Raw genomic sequence first — 16426 nt, forward strand, 5'->3', positions numbered from 1 at the left:
CGACCGTTCGGGTCGGAATTGCGGCCTGAAACAATGGAGAACACATGGACTGGTTGTCCCTGCAACAGCGTTACGCTGTTCCCGCGGGTGCGTCCGCGCGGACAGCGCGGCTGCTGGCGCTCAAGCGTGTTCTGGACGGGACGCAGTATGATGCGCTGCCGCATCCGTTCTCGATGGAGAAGTCGGGGGCGGGGGAATATATCCCGCTGTCCAGCCGGCGTCCTTCTGTTCGTACGAATTTGTGCCGGACGGTGGTGGATGAGTCGGTGTCGCTCCTGTTCGGGGATACGCACTGGCCGGGTCTGGTGACGGATGATTCGCGTGTGGCACATGCCCTGAGCGCGTTTGCGTCTCAGACCCGGCTGGCGTCGCTTCTGATGGAAGCTGCGCGGCTGGGGGCGGTGGGGTCGGTTGCGATTCTGTTCGAGGTTTCTGCCGGGGTTCCGAAGTTGTCCGTTCTGGAAACGGCGTATCTGACGCCGTTCTGGGATGATGCGACGGGGGAGCTGCTTCGGGTTGAGGAGCGGTTTCTGGTTCGGGGCCGGGATCTGGCGATGCAGGGCTATCCGATTTCGGATGAGCTTCTGGGCGCGCAGTTCTGGTGGCAGCGGGTTTGGACGCCGCTGGATTGTGCGGTGTCCGTGCCCTGGCTGGTGGGGATGGATGGCGGGGTTCGGGACGAGAGCCGCTCCGTTCGGCATGGGCTGGGGTTCGTGCCCATTGTGTGGATACGCAATCTGGGCGGGCCTTGTGGGCGTGATCCTGAGGGTGAGTGCACGTTCGAGCGGGCGATCGATACGGTCATCGAGGCAGATTATCTGCTGTCTCAGGCCGGACGGGGACTGAAATACGGGTCCGATCCGACGCTGGTTCTGAAAACGGGCGGATTTTCAGACGGGGTGGCGCATCAGGGCGGGGCGGCTTCGGCTCTGACGCTTCCGCCCGAGGGTGATGCCAAACTGCTGGAAATCAACGGGAACGCAGCGGGGGCGGTGCTCGATCATTATCGGGAACTGCGTCTGGTGGTGTTGGAGCAGTTGCATGGCAACCGGGCTCATGGTGACCGGGTTGGTGGTGCGCAGTCGGGCAAGGCCATGGAGATGATGTGTCAGCCGCTGATCTGGTTGGTGGATCGTCTGCGCCATTCCTACGGGGAGGGGGCGCTGCTCTCGATTTACCGGATGGCGTGCCGGTTTTCCTGTGTTCTGGAAAACGGACTGCGGCTGGGGGGATCGCTGGTCAAGGATCTGCCGTATTGCCGCATGAGCCTGCGGTGGCCGGCGTGGTTTCCGTCTACGGATCCGGAGCTTCTGTCGCTGGTGCAGGGGCTGGTGACGGCTGTGTCCAATGGAATTCTGAGCCGCGAGACGGCGGTTCGGATGTTTGCGATGGCATCGGGAAATTCTGATCCGAATGCGGAATGGAAAATGCTGGAGCAATGGTGTGCTTCTGAACAAGCATGAGTGTTGACGGGGGAATGATGTCCGGAACTGATGACACCATTGAGGATGTGGAGGCTCTGCGTCAGGCGCTGAATGAAGCGCGGAGCGAGGTTGAGGCGGTCCGTCAGGAAATGACGGATGTTGTGACACGGCAGGAGACGCTTCAGCGCAGTCATGAGGAAGCGCTGGCCCGGGTGCGGCAGGACAGTGACCGGGAGGTTATCGTGGCGGCGCTTCGGGCGGAGGCGATCCGCAATGGTGCGCATAATCCTGATGATGTCGTGCGGCTGATTGATCTGGAAGGGATCAATCGGGGCGAGGATGGTTCTGTGCTCGGTGTGGCCGAGGCTTTGCAGCAGGCCCGTCAGGAGCGGGCCTATCTGTTCGGCGAGGTGCTGCGGCCCGGATATTCGAGCGGGACCACGGTCGGGCAGGCAGCGCCGCGCCCGGGTGGGATCGAACCGTTCAATGCGCGCGCCGTCAGTGAGGCGGATTACGAAGCGCGCAAATGGCAGTTTCTGGCCCAGGGCTGAGGTCCGGGACGATATTTGACCGGGTCTGATGGCAGGCCGGGTTCAGAAAACACATTTACGGAAAAAACACATGAGCATTGATAATTTTCCTGTTCAGCTTCAGGCCGCCATTCAGCAGGGTTTTCTGGCCCGCGAGTTCGAGAATGGTCTGAAATCCCGGCTGGGGTTCCGGCAGGTTGCCGATCGTGAGGTTTTCCCGAATGCCATCGGTGAGACGCTGACGAAAACCCGCAAGAGCCTCAAGGCTCCGGTGACGACGCCGCTGAATCCGACGGGCAATACAAATTTCGACAATGGTCTGAGCCCGTCCGGCTGGTCGATCGAGCAGTATACGCTCTCCATCAACCAGTATGGCGATACGATCGATCTGAACATGGTCACCAGTGGCGTGGGTATTGCGTCGCAGTTCCTGGCCAATGCCAACACCAATGGCGTGCAGGCCATGCAGTCCCTGGACCGTCTGGCGCGCAATACGCTGTTTGGTGGTGCGCAGAATGGTGTGGGTGGTTACCTGGGCGGCAATACGCGTGTGACGGCGACGCTGGGCAGTGATGACAATACCATTGCTGTTGATGATATCCGCGGTTTCCAGTCCGTGATCGTGAACGGTCAGGTGACGCCGATCAGCGCGACGCATGGCATGACCGTGACGGTAGGTGGGGATGTTTACACGCTTGTCAGCGTGACGGCGGACGGGACGAATGTCTCCACGGCGCCGGGCGGTGTTTCGGGTCAGATGACGTTCTCGGCGTCTGTCTCGGTTGCGGATGGGACGGAAGGCCAGGCGGTTGTGGCGTCCACGGCGCCGATGGTGATCCGTCCGAACGGCCGTCTGACCACGGCGGCGTTGCAGACGGCCAGCACGAGCGGTCTGGCGGATACGCTGGGTATCCAGCAGGTTCTGGCCGGTGTGGCGACGCTGCGGCGCAACAACGTGCCGATGATCAATGGTGCGTATCACTGTTATCTTGATGACCTGCAGCTTCTGTCGCTGTTCCGCGATCCGGATTTCAAGCATCTGTATCGTGGCGCTTATGGTTCGGAAGAGTATCGTTCCGGGCAGGTGATCGAGCTTCTGGGTGTGCGGTTCATCCCGACGACGGAAGCGCCGCAGCAGGCGTCTCTGGGGGCTGGTTCCATTCACCGTGCGCTGCTGCTGGGTCAGGGTGCGCTGATTGAGGGGGACTGTGCGCTGACGGGTCATTCCGACATTCCGGATGCGGAGCGGGCGCTGATCGAGATGGTGGACAGCGTGGCGATGGTGACGCGTGAGCCGCTGGATCGTCTGCGCCAGATCATTGCGCAGTCCTGGTACTGGATTGGCGGTTTTGCACTGCCGACCGATGTGACGGCAGACATGACGGTCATTCCGACGGCCACGAACAGCTACCTCAAGCGTGGCGTCGTGATCGAGAGCCTTGGGACGGATGCGCTTGGTCTGACGTTCTGATTTTTCCGGCCCCTGTCTGTTTGGCGGGGGCCTCTCTTGCGGGGAGAATGACATGTCCGGAACGGTTGGTTTATCGACGGATATTCTCTCGGAAGGAGAGAAAATGGATATTCGCCGGTTCTGTGGTTATCCCGCGATCGGGTCGCGGGAAGGCAATCAGGAATCCTGGCGTTTCTTTCAGGTGGAAGGGGCGCTGGAATGGCGGATGAACTGTCTGTCCGGAGCTGAGCTTCAGCAGATCCGGCTTTATCTGGCGCAGCTTTATCCGCTGGAAACTGCGATTACGGCGTCGTCGGACAATCTGGATACGGCGCGGGCGGCGGGCTGGTATCACAATGGTCGGGAAGTGCAGGACCGGGTGATGCTGTTCACGCTGTGGCGGCGGCGTCTGTGTGCATTTCTGGGCGTGACGGGTGGTCTGGAATTGCAGGACGGCCGGGCGATCGTGGTTTGAGGAGAGCAATGTGCAGCAGGCAATGATCGCGGCCAGGCTCTCCCGGGGATATGCAAAAGCCGCGGGAGTGCTTGGGGCCTCGGGGGAGCAGTATCGTCCTGTGGGCGGGCTATTGCCGATGGAGACCCTTCATGCGCAGCCCATGCTGGCTTTTGATGTTGATGCCGGATTTTCGTTTGCGCGGCCGATCGGATGGGGGATTCCGACGGAATATGTTCTTACCGATCGGCGGGATGATACGCAGGTTGCTGATATCCTTGTGGCGAGCGGGCGGACGTATTTTGTGGCGTCCGTGGAGCCTTTGCGGCCGCCTTTGTGTGTTGTGTGCAGCCGGACCGTGTCGGTCAGCGGGGTTACGGGGACAGTGCAGACGCTGGTCTCGGAGTGTCCGGCGGCCATCATCATGCGGGCAAAGGGGGAATCTTCGGGGAGTGGTGTGCCGGGGGCGACCCGGCCGGGCCAGTCCGTGATGTATCTTCCGCTTCTGCCGGGTGTGGTGCTGACGCCTTATATGACGGTCACGTCCGATCTGGGCACGACGTATACGATCAATGCGGTGGAAATTTCCGGGTTCGGTATCCGGTGTACCATGTCGCTTCAGCAGGTCTGAGGAGGAAAGAATGGCGGATGCCTCCAGGGTCGGGCTGGCGCTTGCCTTTAACTGTGCGCAGATCCTGTATCCGGAGGGTCTGTCAGGCGCTTCGGTGACGGGGCGGCAGGCGGTGTTGCGGCGGGGATGGCTGTTACCCAGTGATCTTTTCGCGGCGCAGAACATTCGCAGCAACATCGATTTCGTGACCGTTACCATGGCGCCGCGGAAGATGCCGGAATGGGCGGAACCTCTGGGGCGGCCCTGGCGGGTACAGCAGCAGGTTGTTCCTACGGTCGGGGTCGTTGTGACGGATGGGGTGGTGGAGATCGTCTTTTCCGGTGAGGACGCGCCGGCGGGTGTTGTGGCGGTCTGGCTGGATGACACGCCGCATGGGGGCGCGCCTTCCGCCGCTTATGCAGTGACGGCGCAGGATACGCCTGAGACGGTTGCGGCCGCTCTGGCTGCTGCGCTGTCGGGCGGTGTGTCGAAGGGTGCGAAGGTCAGTGTGTCGGGACGGGTCCTGAACGGTCACGCCGGTGGGTATGGGCAGTCGGTCCGGGTAACGCGGCGGCAGGCGCAGCTTTATCGGGTTTCGATCTGGACTGCGGATGCGACGGCGCGGGAGACGCTGGCGTCCGTTCTGGATACGGCGCTGGCGGAGCAGAGCTGGATCAGCACTCTGGACGGGCGGGAGGCTCAGCTCCGGTTCCAGAGCGTGGAAGACGTCGACACGATGCAGAACGAGGCGTTGTACCGGCGGGATTATTTCTATGAGCTGGTGTTTGACACCCTGCAGGTGCAGTGGGCGTCCGAAATGCTGTGTGGCATCGGGAATCTGTCTGGAGAGGGCGGGCTTGCGGCGTCTTTCGGAGCGCTGGCTCCGGGGGCGGCGAACCAGACGGTGACGGCGGCTCTGGAGGCCATGCAGGCGGTGGTTGCGGCGCAGGCGGCAGCTTCGGCCTATCCGGGCCTGGGTGTTGACAGGTTCGGGACGGTGGTTGCCGCCGCCTGACGCGCGGCTGAGTCAAAGGGCTGAAATTTCATCAGGAAAGCGGGTGGCTTCTGTCTGAGGCGCCCGCTTTCTGCATTTTGGAGAGCGATCCGGGGATGTCTCTGGTCTATCAGGCGGGAACGCTGAATACCACGGCACTGACCGTGCCAAATCTTTATGTGCAGATTGCCCAGCCGCAGACGCTGGCCCTGGCGGGAGCATCGTCTTCGCAGTTGGGCATTGTGGGCACTGCCGGCTGGGGGCCGGTGGGGATGCCGCTGCCGATCGGGGGCATGAGCGACTATGTCGCGGCGTTCGGGGCCAAGCAGAACAGGACGACGGATGCGGGTCTGGCGGTCAATATCGCCGTGATGCAGGGCGCTTCGGCTTTCGTAGTCGTGCGGGTGACGGACGGGACGGATGTGGCGGCTTCCGGAACGCTTGATGGTGTGAACATTCAGGCGGTCTGCACGGGCAGTGCGGGCAACGGGATTGTGGCGGCGGTGACGGCGACGGGTTCCGGATATGCGCTTGCGGTTACGCATGCCGAGCTTGGTTCTGCGACCTATGCGGGGGCGGACTGGTCTGCCATTGCCGCGGCTGTGTCACAGGATCTGGGCGCGCTGGTGAAGGTCGTGTTGCCAGAAACCGTTCCGGCCGTTGAGGCCGCAAGTGTGACGCTTGCGGGGGGCACGGATGGTGGCGTGCCGACGACGGCGCAGTTCCTGGGGCAGGACAGCGCGGTCCGGACCGGCATGTATGCGTTGCGCGGGCAGGGCTGTGCGGTGGCGCTGCTGCATGGTGTGGCGGACAGTACGTCCTATACGGCTCAGGCGGCTTTCGGGACCTCCGAAGGGGTCTATATGATTGCGGTGGGGCCGGCGTCCGATACGGTGACGAATGCGATTGCGGTCAAGGCCGCGAGTGGTCTGGATGCGGCTTCGGTCAAGCTGATGTTCGGTGACTGGCTGTGGTGGAATGATGACAGCAATGGCGTGATGCTGGTCAGTCCGCAGGCGTTTGCAGGCGGGCGGCTGGCGGCGCTTTCGCCGGAGCAGTCCAGTCTGAACAAGGCGCTGTCGGGGATCGTGGGGAGCCAGAAGGCGGGTCTGACGGGTAGCAGTGCGACCTATTCCACGGCTGAACTGTCGGTGCTGTTTACGGCCGGGATTGATGTGATCTGCAATCCGGCGCCGGGTGGAGCCTACTGGGCGGTGCGGTGTGGGCATAATTCGTCCAGCAAGAGCACCATGAACGGTGACAGTTACACGCGCCTGACAAACTACATTGCGTCTTCGCTTGCGGGGGGCATGGGCGGTTATGTCGGTCAGGTCATCAATGACACGCTGTTCAGCGATATCCGTTCGACGCTTCTGGGCTTTCTGTCCTCGCTGCTGTCGCAGGGTATTCTGGGCGTTCAGAATGGTGAGCTGCCTTATAGTGTGGTCTGTGATGCGGGCAACAATCCGCAGGCCCGCACAGCGCTGGGCTATGTGCAGGCGGATGTGGCGGTGCGGTACCAGGGCATCAACGAGAAATTCATCGTCAATCTGCAGGGCGGGGCGTCCGTCACTGTGTCGTCCGCTTCGGGGAGTGTCGGCTAAATGGCAAATCCATACAGCATTGGCCGGGATTGCCGGATTACCGTTCTTTGGAATGGTCAGCGGGTTGATCTGAGGGATGTCACGTCCTTCAGCGCGGCGCAGGAGACGCAGGCTCTGCGCGCCAATCCGTTGAACGGGGTGCCGCTGGAGTTCAATGTGCCGAATGGCTGGCGGGGTGTGTTCCAGATTGCCCGGGCGAATGCGGCGCTGGACAATCTGGTGGCGGCTGTCGAGGCTGCGTACTGGAATGCCGGGACCGTCGGCAGCGGGACGATCTATCAGTACGTGACCGAACCGGATGGGTCGACCAGCACCTGGGAGTTCAGCAATGTGTCCATGCAGCTGAAGAGTGATCCCTGGCAGGCGGATCACATGATCCATCAGACGGTGCAGTTCTTTGCTTCTACGAGGACGAAGATTTCGTGAGTGATTTTCCGCAAGAGATGGTCCTGTCAGACAACCGTCGGCTGACGCTGCGTGAGATTGATCCTGCGGACATGCTGGATCTGATCGAGGCGGCGGGGAGTGCGATCAACGGGGCTTCGGCATCGGCGTGGCTGGGCTATGCCGAAATGATCTGTTCGGTAACGGCTATTGATGGCGTGCCGGTTCAGATGCCGCAGACCAAGGACGATATCCGCGATCTGGCGCGCCGTGTCGGGAAGGCGGGGATTGCGGCCCTGACGCCGCTGTTCGAGCGTGATGCGGATGAAGACCTGAGGGACGTCGCAAAAAACTGAGTCGGCACTCCGGGTTCCAGGAGATGCTTTATCTGCTGGATCACGGGGTGCCGTGGGATGTGTTGCGGGGATGGTCGAGAGCGCGGCGTCTGGCTGCATGTGTCATTACCGGAGAGCGGGAAGGACATTGTTTTGACTGGGGAATGATGCGTTATCGGGGAGAAGGATGATGCGGGAGAGCATCTGGCGGAATATTCTCTCGGTCAGGACGTTTTTTGTCGGATCTTCCAGAGGAATGGCACGAAGGTCTGGTCTGGTTACGGCGGTTCCACGGCTGAAGCGGCCTGCCGGGGTGACGCTGCCCCGGGTACGGGAGCGCTCTGGTTTGGCGATCGGGAACGGGGCTTTCAGGGCAAAGCATAGGGTTGCTGATGCGCCGCAGAGGGGTCGTGTCCGGGAAGCAGGGCATGTGTTTCATTCGCCGTTATGTCCCGGCCGCCGGGCAGGGCGTTCGATGGACGTTATTTCCCGGCCGGTGCGGTCTTCAGTGAGATCTGTTCCTAAGGTGGCGAAAAAAAAAGGTCGGATTGCCGCTATTCCGGGCGTGATGGCTGCCCTGAAGCGGATGTCGCAGACGGGTGAAAAACGGGTTCGGGGTGGGGGGATGCCGCAGCGGACTGCTCCTGCGGTCGGGCGGGGCACGTCATCCGTCAGGTCTCCGGCGCCGGTTGCGGCTGTGGTACGGAAAGCGCGGAGACATGTGCGGGGTGCGGCGTCTTTCGTTGTGCGAAGGGCGGTAACGGCGGAGACTGGAGCGGTGTGTGTGCCGCCGGTTCGGAAGCAGGCTGTCGGCGGCCAATCGTATGCAGGAACCGGGCGGGAGCATGACCGGCGTCAGGTCTTTCTGGAACCGGGCAGTCATCGTGAGCCGGAGGCGCCGCGGGGACGTCTGGATCATGAGGTGAGGAGCGGGGATTTCCCGCTGGACAATCGCCGGTCCCGTCTGGCTGCGCGCCGTTCCGGCGGTGGTGTGGATGAAATCATGCAGCCTCAGTATCCGGGCCGAAGTATCGGATTTTTCTGACAGAGGAGATGTTCCCTGATGGGTATTGGCCTTTCTGACATAGAAAATGCCATTGGCGCGGTAGGACGGCTGGGATCATCGTCACCTGTCATCCTGGGAAGTCTGGTTCTGACGGGAATTGAGGTTCCTGACACGCTTCAGGTTGGCGGCCGGCAGATGCTGGTTGTGCATCGTCTGCCCGGTGGGGGCCGGGTTGTGGATGCGCTGGGGAACGACCCGGGGCGTCTGGAGCTGAAAGGGCGGTTTCTGGGGCCGGATGCGCAGATGCGGGCGCAGGCGGTCGAGCGTATGCGGATGGCAGGGCAGCAGGTCGCTTTTTCGGCGGCGGGTCTGTCCGTGCAGGTCTGGATCGCCCAGTTTGAGTATGTCTATCAGGCCAAGGGGGCTGTCTGTTCCTATACGCTGATCCTTGAGAGGCCGCAGGAGACGACGTTTGCACAGACGTCAGGCAGTCTGTCCGGTTTGCTTGGCGATGATGTGGGGAGCGCGCTGGATGGTTTTTCCAGCGTTGTTTCGGATGTTTCCGAAGGGGTCTTCACGGCGGCGGGGCAGGTGTCCTCGGTTGTGGGACAGGTCATGCCGCTGGCCAGTCTGGTTGGTGCCGGGGGTTTTGCCGCGAAGGTGACGGATGCTCTGGGGACGGTGAATGGTGTGGCGCAGAGTGGCATGAATCTGGCCACCGTTCCTTCCGCACTCTCGTCTGTCGCGGGTGGACTGGAAAATGCGGGCAGTGGTTTGCAGTCCGTGATTACCGGGGCCGGGCAGAATGTTGAAGCCATCCAGCCGGTCAACAGTGTTTCGCTGAATGCTCTGGGTCAGAACGCGGCACTTCTGAGTGCTGCGACGGATGCGGGGAGTCTGGTCAATCGGGCCGCGGCGAATGTTGCCGTGGCGCAGGGGCAGGGGACGTCTGTGCCGCCCGTTTTCGCATGAGGGGATGATGCAGGATATTATTGTCAGTGCTGCGGATATTTCCCTGTTTCATGTGGCGGCGCGTGAACTGGGGAATGCGTCCCAGTGGTGGAGGATTGCGCAGGTCAACGGGATGACGGATCCGGATCTGGGGAGGCTGTCTGAAACGGTCGTGCTGAAGGTTCCGTCGGTTGAGCGCGATCTGGTGTCCGGTCTGCCTGATGGAGTGCAGAAATGAGCGTCAGAAACCTGGAGGTTCAGGTTCTTTTCGACGGGCAGGTCGATCCTGTTCTGGCGCTGGTGCAGTTCGAGGTCGATGCCAGCCGTTATGAAGCGTGTGATGTTGCGTCATTGCGGTTTGCGGTCCGGAATCAGGGGCAGCAGAACCTGTGGTTTGAAGCGGAGCAGCCTGCGCGGAAATGGGTGACGCTCCAGATGCGGGATACGCAGAATGTGGCATCGTCCTGGACGACGCTGTTTGAAGGCCGGCTGGATCATCTCGAATATGCGGCCGAGCATGCCTGTCTGGAAATGGAATGTCGGGATGCGCTCGCGGCTCTGATGGACCTGCGTGTTCAGGATGCGTGGCTCAATCATACCCAGCAGGAGTTGCTGGAAATTATGGCGGAAGCTGCGGGTCTGGAAGCCACGGTCACGCTGCCTCCCGATCAGGCGACGCTTATGGCCGGTCAGTTCTGGCAGATCGAGCATAAGCGGGGTGCCCTGATGGGGCAGCATCGCTTTCAGACGGCGGCGGATCTTGCATTTACGATTTCGCGGGATGCATTTTGCGATCTTTACGCTCATGGAACGTCTCTGGTCTGTCGGCCACTGGGGTCGGCTTCCGATGCAGGTGCGCGGGTTACGGATATGCGTCATGCCGTTCTCGAAACAAGCATTGCGCGCGATCTGCAACTGCTGTCCGGTGTCGTTGTGCATATGGCGTCCTGGGATTCACGGCAGAGAAGTACGACGCAGATCTATTATGATGGCGTTTCGTTTTCCCAGGAGCCTCCGGCAGGGAATGCCAGTCTCCATACATTCCGGGTTCCCGGCCGACGGCTGGACGAGTTGCAGAGGCTGGCTCGGGGGAAACATGCGCGTATTGCGGCGCATGCGTTGTCTGTCCGGGTCAGGATTCCAGGCGTCATCGGGATTGCGCCAAGGGACTTCATGACCGTCGTGGCCGGGAAGGGGGAAAAAACCCTTGGAATTGATCAGGTGATCTCCCGTTTTTCCGTGGAGAAGGGATTTGTGCAGCAGGTTGTCCTGAGGGATCGCGGAGAGAAAACATGAATGATGCCCGTTTTGATGCTGCTGCCCTGCAGGGCAGGATGGCGCATACGATGTTTGGGATCGTTTCGGCCGTTGATCCTGTCAATCATGCCGTAAAGGTCCGGATTCAGCCTGAAAACGTGGAAACGGGCTGGATTCCGGATGCGGGTGGGGTGCATGCGGGCGATCTGCGGATTGCGTGTCCGTCTTCTCCGGGGACGCATGTCGTTCTGCAGCCGGTCGAAGGGGATGGCGAGCATCTGGTTGTGACGGGCTGTGTGTTCGACACGGTGGTGATGGCGCCGGTTTCTCCGTTGACCGGGGCTGTTGCACAGCCGGGAGAACTGCTTGTCAGGGGAGGATGTGGTCTGCCTCCCCTGACCTCGTCCGGAGCTTCTGGGGCGTCCTCTTCAGGGGCTGGCTGGCTGCATGTCGGCCGGTCCGGGATTGCTGTGGGCGCGGGAAATGCGCGGTTTGCCCTGAAAGACGGTGAGATCAGTTTTTCTGTGGGAGGAACCGGGATGACTCTGACGTCGGCCGGACTGAGGGTGTCGGGGGGCGATGTGCGTACGGACCAGCATTCCCTCAATGGACATGTTCATCTGGCAGGAAGTCAGGAAACGGGAGGGCCACTGGGATGATCGCTCTTTCGCATGTTTTCGGGAATGATCTGGTGCTGCAGGCGGGTACGCTCCAGACGGTGTCCGGCACGGAACTGACGCGGCAGGGCGTGTTGAGGCGTCTGCTGACGGTTGCGGGGGATTATGTCTGGCAGCTCGATTATGGCGTGGGACTGCCGCTCATGGTCGGGCAGGTCATTGCGCCTGAAGCGATGGAATCCGTTATCCGGGCGCAGGTCCAGGCGGATGCGGGTGTGGACTCATCGCAGGCGGTGAGTGTCACCGTGACGGATGAGGGGACCGGCGTGTGCAGATGTGACGTGTCCTATGTCGATGCCGGATCCCGCCAGCAGCAGAGCCTGTCTTTTTCCTACTGAAATGATGAGAGCGGCACATGACTGAACCGCTCCAAGAGGATGCGATGTCTCTCTCCTTACGTTCTTTTTCCACGACTGTTTCCGCAGCCGTGACAACGGCGCAGGCCTCGTGTTCCCAGTTGCTGGACGTGTCCGTAGGCTCTCCTGTTCGGGCCCTGATGGAAAGTGTTGGCGGGGTTGGGCTGTGGTTGCAGTACCTGGTGTTGCAGTCGCTGCTGCGGACGCGTCTGGCGACGTCTACGGGCTCCGATTGCGACAGTTTCGTCAATGATTTCGGCATGACCCGGCTGCCGGGCACGCCGGCGACGGGAATTGTGACGTTCACGTCTTTCATGGCCAGCGAGCAGTCAGCGGTTGTTCCACCTGGGGTCATTGTGCGGACGGTGGGAGGGGTCTCTTTTGCCGTGACGCAGGATCAGTCCCTGCCGACATGGTCTGCTTCTGCCGGGGGATATGTGCGGGCCGCCGGGGTTTCGACGCTGTCGGTGCCTGTTTCGTGTCAGTTGGCGGGAGCGGCGGGGAATGTCCCGGTCGGTGCGATCTGTCTGATGGGAACGGCGGTATCGGGTCTGGATACCGTGACGAATACCGCCCCTTTTCTCAATGGTTCCGATCAGGAAACGGACAGTCAGCTGAGGGCGCGTTTTCCCCTCTGGCTGGCGGCCAAGGCCTCTGCCAGCAGGGCGGCGGTGGGGAATGCCATTGCCAATGTCCAGACGGATCTGAGCTACTCCCTGCGGGATGGGATCGATGCGGCGGGAAGGGCACGGAGTGGGTATTTCACGGCCGTGCTCAATGACGGGAGTGGGGTTCCTTCAGATCAGCTCCTGTCGGACGTTTATGACGCCATTGATTCGGTCCGGGCGCTCGGGGTCGGGTTTGGCGTGCAGGCCCCCCAGGTTCTGGGTGTGAATGTTTCCATGGATGTGGTGGTGCCGTCCTCTGTTTTGGTTCAGTCGGCGGTGAGTGCGATTCAGTCCGTCGTATCGAAGGATATTGCCGCCATGTCGGTGGGTGATGGATATCCGTACAGTCGGCTCTCTTACCTGGCCTATGCGGGTGCGGGAATCTCCGTGACGTCGGTTCTCAATGTGCGTCTGAACGGGGGGCAGGCCGATATTCCTGCCAATGGCAATCAGGCTCTCGTGGTCGGAAACATTCAGATCAACGTCACTCAGGGCTGAGGATTCGGAGTCTGAATCTGTCGGTAGGGATGAGGAATTCTCATGGCTGTCTTTAATACATATCCGAAACTCGACTCCCTGACGGGGGAAGAGGTTCTTGTTCTGGCGGATGCCAGTGGAACGCGGACGGTTACGGCCACTGTGGCGCAGGTGATCGAGGCGCCTGTCAGCGTTGAGGCCAGTGGTCAGTTCTATGCGGATAAGGGCGCACAGGTAAAACGGTTTGCGGACCGGCTTCTGGTCGGGGTTGCGGCGGAAAATCCGGCTCTGAGTGACCGGGCCAGTTCTTCGCAGGATGACTGGCTGTCGAAGACCATGGCGGCGACGTCGATCGGTCCATGGGCGTTGCAGGATGCCCAGTGCGCATCGGTTGCGCAGTTTGGCAACAGTGCGTTTGTGGCGGGTTCGCGGACGTCGGATGCGCTGGGCGGCTCTTCGGTGCTGGGCTTTCAGCCGAGTTCCATCGGGGTGGCGTCATGGGGCATCTCCGATGACACCTCCAATCCCACGACCACGACAGCCTATGCCTATTATGGCGAGGCGTGGCGGATGGCCGGGGTGGATTATCAGCCGACTTTCGGAATGGAGCTCGAGGCGGTCAATTTTGGCGGGCTGGCTGTGGGGCAGTCGACGCCTTATGCGCCAAATGTGGGCGGGGGTGTCTACGGGATCCAGCTTGGAGCGGGAGGTGGCCAGACTTCGGGTACTTCGGATGCCGCAGCGGGCATGGTGTTCGTTTCCAACCCGAACTCCTGGCAGACGGGCATTGTCTTTGGGGCCCAGTCTCTGACGGGCACGGACGGGAAGGATTCTGGATACGCCTCGGCTGTTTCCCTGGGACGCAATCAGGCTGTTGAATGGCATACTCCTGAGACCGTTTCCGGTGTGGCGGGTGCCAATGTGGGCGCGTTTGTCCGTTCGACGGTGACGGAGCGGTCCAATGGGACGCGGCAGGAATTTACCGATAACGGAATCCTGTTTGCCAATATCGAGGGAGAAACGCTTTTTTCGATTGCCAGCATGGAGAGCCCGACCAACGCGCTTCAGGTGCAGGCCGGGGCGGGAACGCAGGCGGCGGGTCTGTATGTTCAGGAAGGGTCGGGAGGTTCCGGAAATCTGGGTCTGTTTCCGGCCAGTGGTGGAGAACTGCAGATCACGTCGCCGGTTACGGGGATGGGGGGTACGATGCCGACTGTTGCGGACGGTGGGTTCCTGCATATCAATATCAATGGTGCGGATTATCGTATCCCGCTGATGAGCCCTGCCCAGGCCGGGGGCTGAGGGCATGGGGATTCTCTATGATGAGGACAGGGATATTCTCCGGGCGTCGGATGGCAGCATTCTTTTCGACACGGGGCCGGCTCCGGGGTCGGTGGATGATTTTGCGGGCCGGTTGCGGCGGCTGCTGCCCAAAGGGTGGTTTCCGGCCGAGCCTCAGGGACTGGAGGACGAAGCGGCGCCAGTACTGGCAGCTCTTCTGAAAGGGTTTGGGGCTGTTCTGGCCGGGATCTGGCAGTTGATGCTGGAGTGCTCGCAGCAGATGCGTCTTTCGACGATGAGCGGCGCGTTTCTGGATATGGCCGCTGACGATTATTTTGGTGAAAGTGGTCTGGTGCGGCAGACGTCCGAGCCGGATGTCGTCTATCGGAAACGGATCAGGGCTTCCCTGTTCGCCGAGCGCAATACGCGCCAGGCTGTGACGGATGCAATCGTGGCGGCGACCGGTGTCCAGCCGGTGATTATTGAAACCCTGAATGCTGCGGACTGTCATGCGCTTGCCTGTGCCCCGTCTCCAGCCATGGGCGGTGGATATGGCTATGGGGCAGTCGGTCTGCGTTACGGCAGTCTTCAGGGTGGCCAGTTTTTTGTAGAAACACAGTTGGGAAAAGCTGCGGATCTGGCAGCAGTCTGCCGTGCCGTCGATCAGACGGCGGCCATGGGCGTTACCGGCTGGATCAAGGTGAGAAATTAATGGACCGGGCAATCGTTTATGCGGGATCGATCCCGCTCGATACGGATCTTCTGCGTGCCGGGCGTTATACCAAGGCGGCGTTCGGAAACCTGGCATCAATGCTTTATGGCCCGAATGTCACGGCGGCGTCGGGTCTCGGGTATTCCGCGTCGTCAACCGATCTGAGCCTGACGGTTTATGCAGGCTCGATCGTCGCACCCGGGGTCATGGATGTGTCCACCATTGGTGGAAATGGCGGAGGTCTGGGGGCGGATACGACCGCTCTCACGTGCCAGTACTGCAGCACGGTCTCCCAGACTGTTACCCTTCCCGGGAGCGGAAACACCTATACGGTTTATGCAGTCTGTTCCGAGCAGGATACTGATCCGACCGTGCTGCCGTTTTTCAATGCCAGCAATCCGTCGCAGACACAGGCGGGCATCCAGAACGGTGGTGGCGCGCTGCCGGTGCGGCGGACAGGTAGCATTTCACTTGTGGCGGCGACCTACCCTCCGGCTGCTCCGGCGGGCGGGTGTGTGGTGGCGCTTTATACGATTGCGGTTCCGCAGGGTGCGGGCACTCTGGCGGGTGTGACGGTTCAGCCGGGGCAGGTCTTCTGGCCGACCATTCCCGAGCTGGCAACCCAGGCGCTTCTCAAGGCGTCCACCGAACCCATGACGCTCGTGACCGGGAATGGCTCGGTTCCTGTTCCGGCCTGGGCGTCCAGAGTGGAACTGCGGGTTATCGGCGGCGGCGGCGGGGGTGCGGCATCGCAGGCGACGACCACGGCCAGTTCGTTTTCGGGCGCGGGCGGTGGAGGCGGCGGCGATGCCTGGGGCATCTATGCGGTCAGCCCGACGCAGGGCAATGGTCTGGCCATAACTGTTGGAAACGGTGGTGGGTCCGAGCAGACGGGCGGGACGTCCCTCGTCAGCTACAATGGACAGACGCTTCTGCAGGCGGAAGGCGGTCAGGGGGGAACATTCTATTCCACGACCGGCTCTGCCGGTGGTGTGGGTGGAAATGCTTCCGGCGGGACGGTCTGGAACCAGAGTGGAACCTCCGGCGGTGACGGACAGTGCAACGCCTACACATTTTCCGGCTATGGCGGGGATGGCCCGTGGGGTGGCGCGGGGCGCTGCGGCAATCAGGGAGGCCGCAACGCAACGCGGTATGGTGCCGGGGGTGGTGGCTCCTATTCAGCGACGACTGATGGAGCCCTTTCCAGCGGGGGGGGCGGGTATCAGGGCTGTGTCCTGTACCGTTTTTTGCCCTGA

19 protein-coding genes are annotated in these 16426 nt (G+C 61.5%); all 19 read left to right on the forward strand.

Going from position 1 to position 16426, the window contains the following annotated elements; genetic code table 11:
• Nucleotides 1–44: 44 nt before the first annotated feature.
• The 19 genes from ABF859_RS09435 (at nucleotide 45) to ABF859_RS09525 (ending at nucleotide 16426) form a co-directional block, all read left to right on the forward strand.
• Entirely contained in the window at nucleotides 45–1463 is a 1419-nt protein-coding gene (locus ABF859_RS09435) for a portal protein (protein WP_415527522.1), read from the forward strand.
• Nucleotides 1460–1975 (forward strand): phage scaffolding protein, encoded by a 516-nt coding sequence (locus ABF859_RS09440; RefSeq protein WP_415527523.1) that lies wholly within the window; start codon nucleotides 1460–1462, stop codon nucleotides 1973–1975. The genes ABF859_RS09435 and ABF859_RS09440 overlap by 4 nt, the downstream gene beginning before the upstream one ends.
• Before the next feature lie 70 nt (nucleotides 1976–2045).
• Nucleotides 2046–3425 carry a DUF4043 domain-containing protein gene (locus ABF859_RS09445; RefSeq protein WP_415527524.1) on the forward strand — a complete coding sequence of 460 codons (1380 nt, stop codon included), beginning with the start codon at nucleotides 2046–2048 and terminating at the stop codon, nucleotides 3423–3425.
• 52 nt (nucleotides 3426–3477) lie between these two features.
• Nucleotides 3478–3879: a hypothetical protein gene (locus ABF859_RS09450; protein WP_415527525.1), complete on the forward strand. Its 402-nt coding sequence runs from the start codon at nucleotides 3478–3480 to the stop codon at nucleotides 3877–3879.
• Between the two features lie 10 nt (nucleotides 3880–3889).
• A complete protein-coding gene (locus tag ABF859_RS09455) occupies nucleotides 3890–4489 on the forward strand; it encodes a hypothetical protein (RefSeq protein WP_415527526.1) in 600 nt (199 codons plus the stop codon).
• A gap of 10 nt (nucleotides 4490–4499) precedes the next feature.
• Entirely contained in the window at nucleotides 4500–5483 is a 984-nt protein-coding gene (locus tag ABF859_RS09460) for a hypothetical protein (RefSeq protein WP_415527527.1), read from the forward strand.
• A 95-nt stretch (nucleotides 5484–5578) separates the two neighbouring features.
• Nucleotides 5579–7066, forward strand: a complete 1488-nt coding sequence (locus tag ABF859_RS09465) for a phage tail protein (RefSeq protein ID WP_415527528.1) — start codon at nucleotides 5579–5581, stop codon at nucleotides 7064–7066.
• Nucleotides 7067–7492 (forward strand): hypothetical protein, encoded by a 426-nt coding sequence (locus tag ABF859_RS09470; RefSeq protein WP_415527529.1) that lies wholly within the window; start codon nucleotides 7067–7069, stop codon nucleotides 7490–7492.
• Nucleotides 7489–7806: a hypothetical protein gene (locus ABF859_RS09475; protein WP_415527530.1), complete on the forward strand. Its 318-nt coding sequence runs from the start codon at nucleotides 7489–7491 to the stop codon at nucleotides 7804–7806. Before ABF859_RS09470 ends, ABF859_RS09475 begins: the two co-directional genes overlap by 4 nt.
• Before the next feature lie 505 nt (nucleotides 7807–8311).
• Nucleotides 8312–8830: a hypothetical protein gene (locus tag ABF859_RS09480; protein ID WP_415527531.1), complete on the forward strand. Its 519-nt coding sequence runs from the start codon at nucleotides 8312–8314 to the stop codon at nucleotides 8828–8830.
• 18 nt (nucleotides 8831–8848) lie between these two features.
• Nucleotides 8849–9763 carry a hypothetical protein gene (locus ABF859_RS09485; protein ID WP_415527532.1) on the forward strand — a complete coding sequence of 305 codons (915 nt, stop codon included), beginning with the start codon at nucleotides 8849–8851 and terminating at the stop codon, nucleotides 9761–9763.
• A 4-nt stretch (nucleotides 9764–9767) separates the two neighbouring features.
• Nucleotides 9768–9980, forward strand: a complete 213-nt coding sequence (locus ABF859_RS09490) for a hypothetical protein (RefSeq protein ID WP_415527533.1) — start codon at nucleotides 9768–9770, stop codon at nucleotides 9978–9980.
• Nucleotides 9977–11038: a hypothetical protein gene (locus ABF859_RS09495; RefSeq protein WP_415527534.1), complete on the forward strand. Its 1062-nt coding sequence runs from the start codon at nucleotides 9977–9979 to the stop codon at nucleotides 11036–11038. The genes ABF859_RS09490 and ABF859_RS09495 overlap by 4 nt, the downstream gene beginning before the upstream one ends.
• Nucleotides 11035–11658 carry a baseplate assembly protein gene (locus tag ABF859_RS09500; RefSeq protein WP_415527535.1) on the forward strand — a complete coding sequence of 208 codons (624 nt, stop codon included), beginning with the start codon at nucleotides 11035–11037 and terminating at the stop codon, nucleotides 11656–11658. Before ABF859_RS09495 ends, ABF859_RS09500 begins: the two co-directional genes overlap by 4 nt.
• Nucleotides 11655–12014 (forward strand): phage tail protein, encoded by a 360-nt coding sequence (locus ABF859_RS09505; RefSeq protein ID WP_415527536.1) that lies wholly within the window; start codon nucleotides 11655–11657, stop codon nucleotides 12012–12014. Before ABF859_RS09500 ends, ABF859_RS09505 begins: the two co-directional genes overlap by 4 nt.
• A gap of 17 nt (nucleotides 12015–12031) precedes the next feature.
• Nucleotides 12032–13198, forward strand: a complete 1167-nt coding sequence (locus ABF859_RS09510) for a baseplate J/gp47 family protein (protein ID WP_415527537.1) — start codon at nucleotides 12032–12034, stop codon at nucleotides 13196–13198.
• 42 nt (nucleotides 13199–13240) lie between these two features.
• Nucleotides 13241–14479 (forward strand): hypothetical protein, encoded by a 1239-nt coding sequence (locus ABF859_RS09515; RefSeq protein ID WP_415527538.1) that lies wholly within the window; start codon nucleotides 13241–13243, stop codon nucleotides 14477–14479.
• A 4-nt stretch (nucleotides 14480–14483) separates the two neighbouring features.
• Entirely contained in the window at nucleotides 14484–15170 is a 687-nt protein-coding gene (locus tag ABF859_RS09520) for a hypothetical protein (protein ID WP_415527539.1), read from the forward strand.
• Nucleotides 15170–16426: a hypothetical protein gene (locus tag ABF859_RS09525; RefSeq protein WP_415527540.1), complete on the forward strand. Its 1257-nt coding sequence runs from the start codon at nucleotides 15170–15172 to the stop codon at nucleotides 16424–16426. The genes ABF859_RS09520 and ABF859_RS09525 overlap by 1 nt, the downstream gene beginning before the upstream one ends.

Source organism: Gluconobacter sp. (assembly GCF_047722525.1).
Classification (GTDB): Bacteria; Pseudomonadota; Alphaproteobacteria; order Acetobacterales; family Acetobacteraceae; genus Gluconobacter.

Excerpts from the sequence above, each read along its gene's own strand:
- ABF859_RS09510 (WP_415527537.1), top strand. The coding sequence starts at position 12,032 with ATGACTGAACCGCTCCAAGAGGATGCGATGTCTCTCTCCTTACGTTCT.
- ABF859_RS09465 (WP_415527528.1), top strand. The coding sequence starts at position 5,579 with ATGTCTCTGGTCTATCAGGCGGGAACGCTGAATACCACGGCACTGACC.
- ABF859_RS09520 (WP_415527539.1), top strand. The coding sequence starts at position 14,484 with ATGGGGATTCTCTATGATGAGGACAGGGATATTCTCCGGGCGTCGGAT.
- ABF859_RS09440 (WP_415527523.1), top strand. The coding sequence starts at position 1,460 with ATGAGTGTTGACGGGGGAATGATGTCCGGAACTGATGACACCATTGAG.
- ABF859_RS09470 (WP_415527529.1), top strand. The coding sequence starts at position 7,067 with ATGGCAAATCCATACAGCATTGGCCGGGATTGCCGGATTACCGTTCTT.
- ABF859_RS09460 (WP_415527527.1), top strand. The coding sequence starts at position 4,500 with ATGGCGGATGCCTCCAGGGTCGGGCTGGCGCTTGCCTTTAACTGTGCG.
- ABF859_RS09505 (WP_415527536.1), top strand. The coding sequence starts at position 11,655 with ATGATCGCTCTTTCGCATGTTTTCGGGAATGATCTGGTGCTGCAGGCG.
- ABF859_RS09490 (WP_415527533.1), top strand. The coding sequence starts at position 9,768 with ATGATGCAGGATATTATTGTCAGTGCTGCGGATATTTCCCTGTTTCAT.
- ABF859_RS09515 (WP_415527538.1), top strand. The coding sequence starts at position 13,241 with ATGGCTGTCTTTAATACATATCCGAAACTCGACTCCCTGACGGGGGAA.
- ABF859_RS09500 (WP_415527535.1), top strand. The coding sequence starts at position 11,035 with ATGAATGATGCCCGTTTTGATGCTGCTGCCCTGCAGGGCAGGATGGCG.
- ABF859_RS09525 (WP_415527540.1), top strand. The coding sequence starts at position 15,170 with ATGGACCGGGCAATCGTTTATGCGGGATCGATCCCGCTCGATACGGAT.
- ABF859_RS09435 (WP_415527522.1), top strand. The coding sequence starts at position 45 with ATGGACTGGTTGTCCCTGCAACAGCGTTACGCTGTTCCCGCGGGTGCG.
- ABF859_RS09485 (WP_415527532.1), top strand. The coding sequence starts at position 8,849 with ATGGGTATTGGCCTTTCTGACATAGAAAATGCCATTGGCGCGGTAGGA.
- ABF859_RS09495 (WP_415527534.1), top strand. The coding sequence starts at position 9,977 with ATGAGCGTCAGAAACCTGGAGGTTCAGGTTCTTTTCGACGGGCAGGTC.
- ABF859_RS09445 (WP_415527524.1), top strand. The coding sequence starts at position 2,046 with ATGAGCATTGATAATTTTCCTGTTCAGCTTCAGGCCGCCATTCAGCAG.
- ABF859_RS09450 (WP_415527525.1), top strand. The coding sequence starts at position 3,478 with ATGTCCGGAACGGTTGGTTTATCGACGGATATTCTCTCGGAAGGAGAG.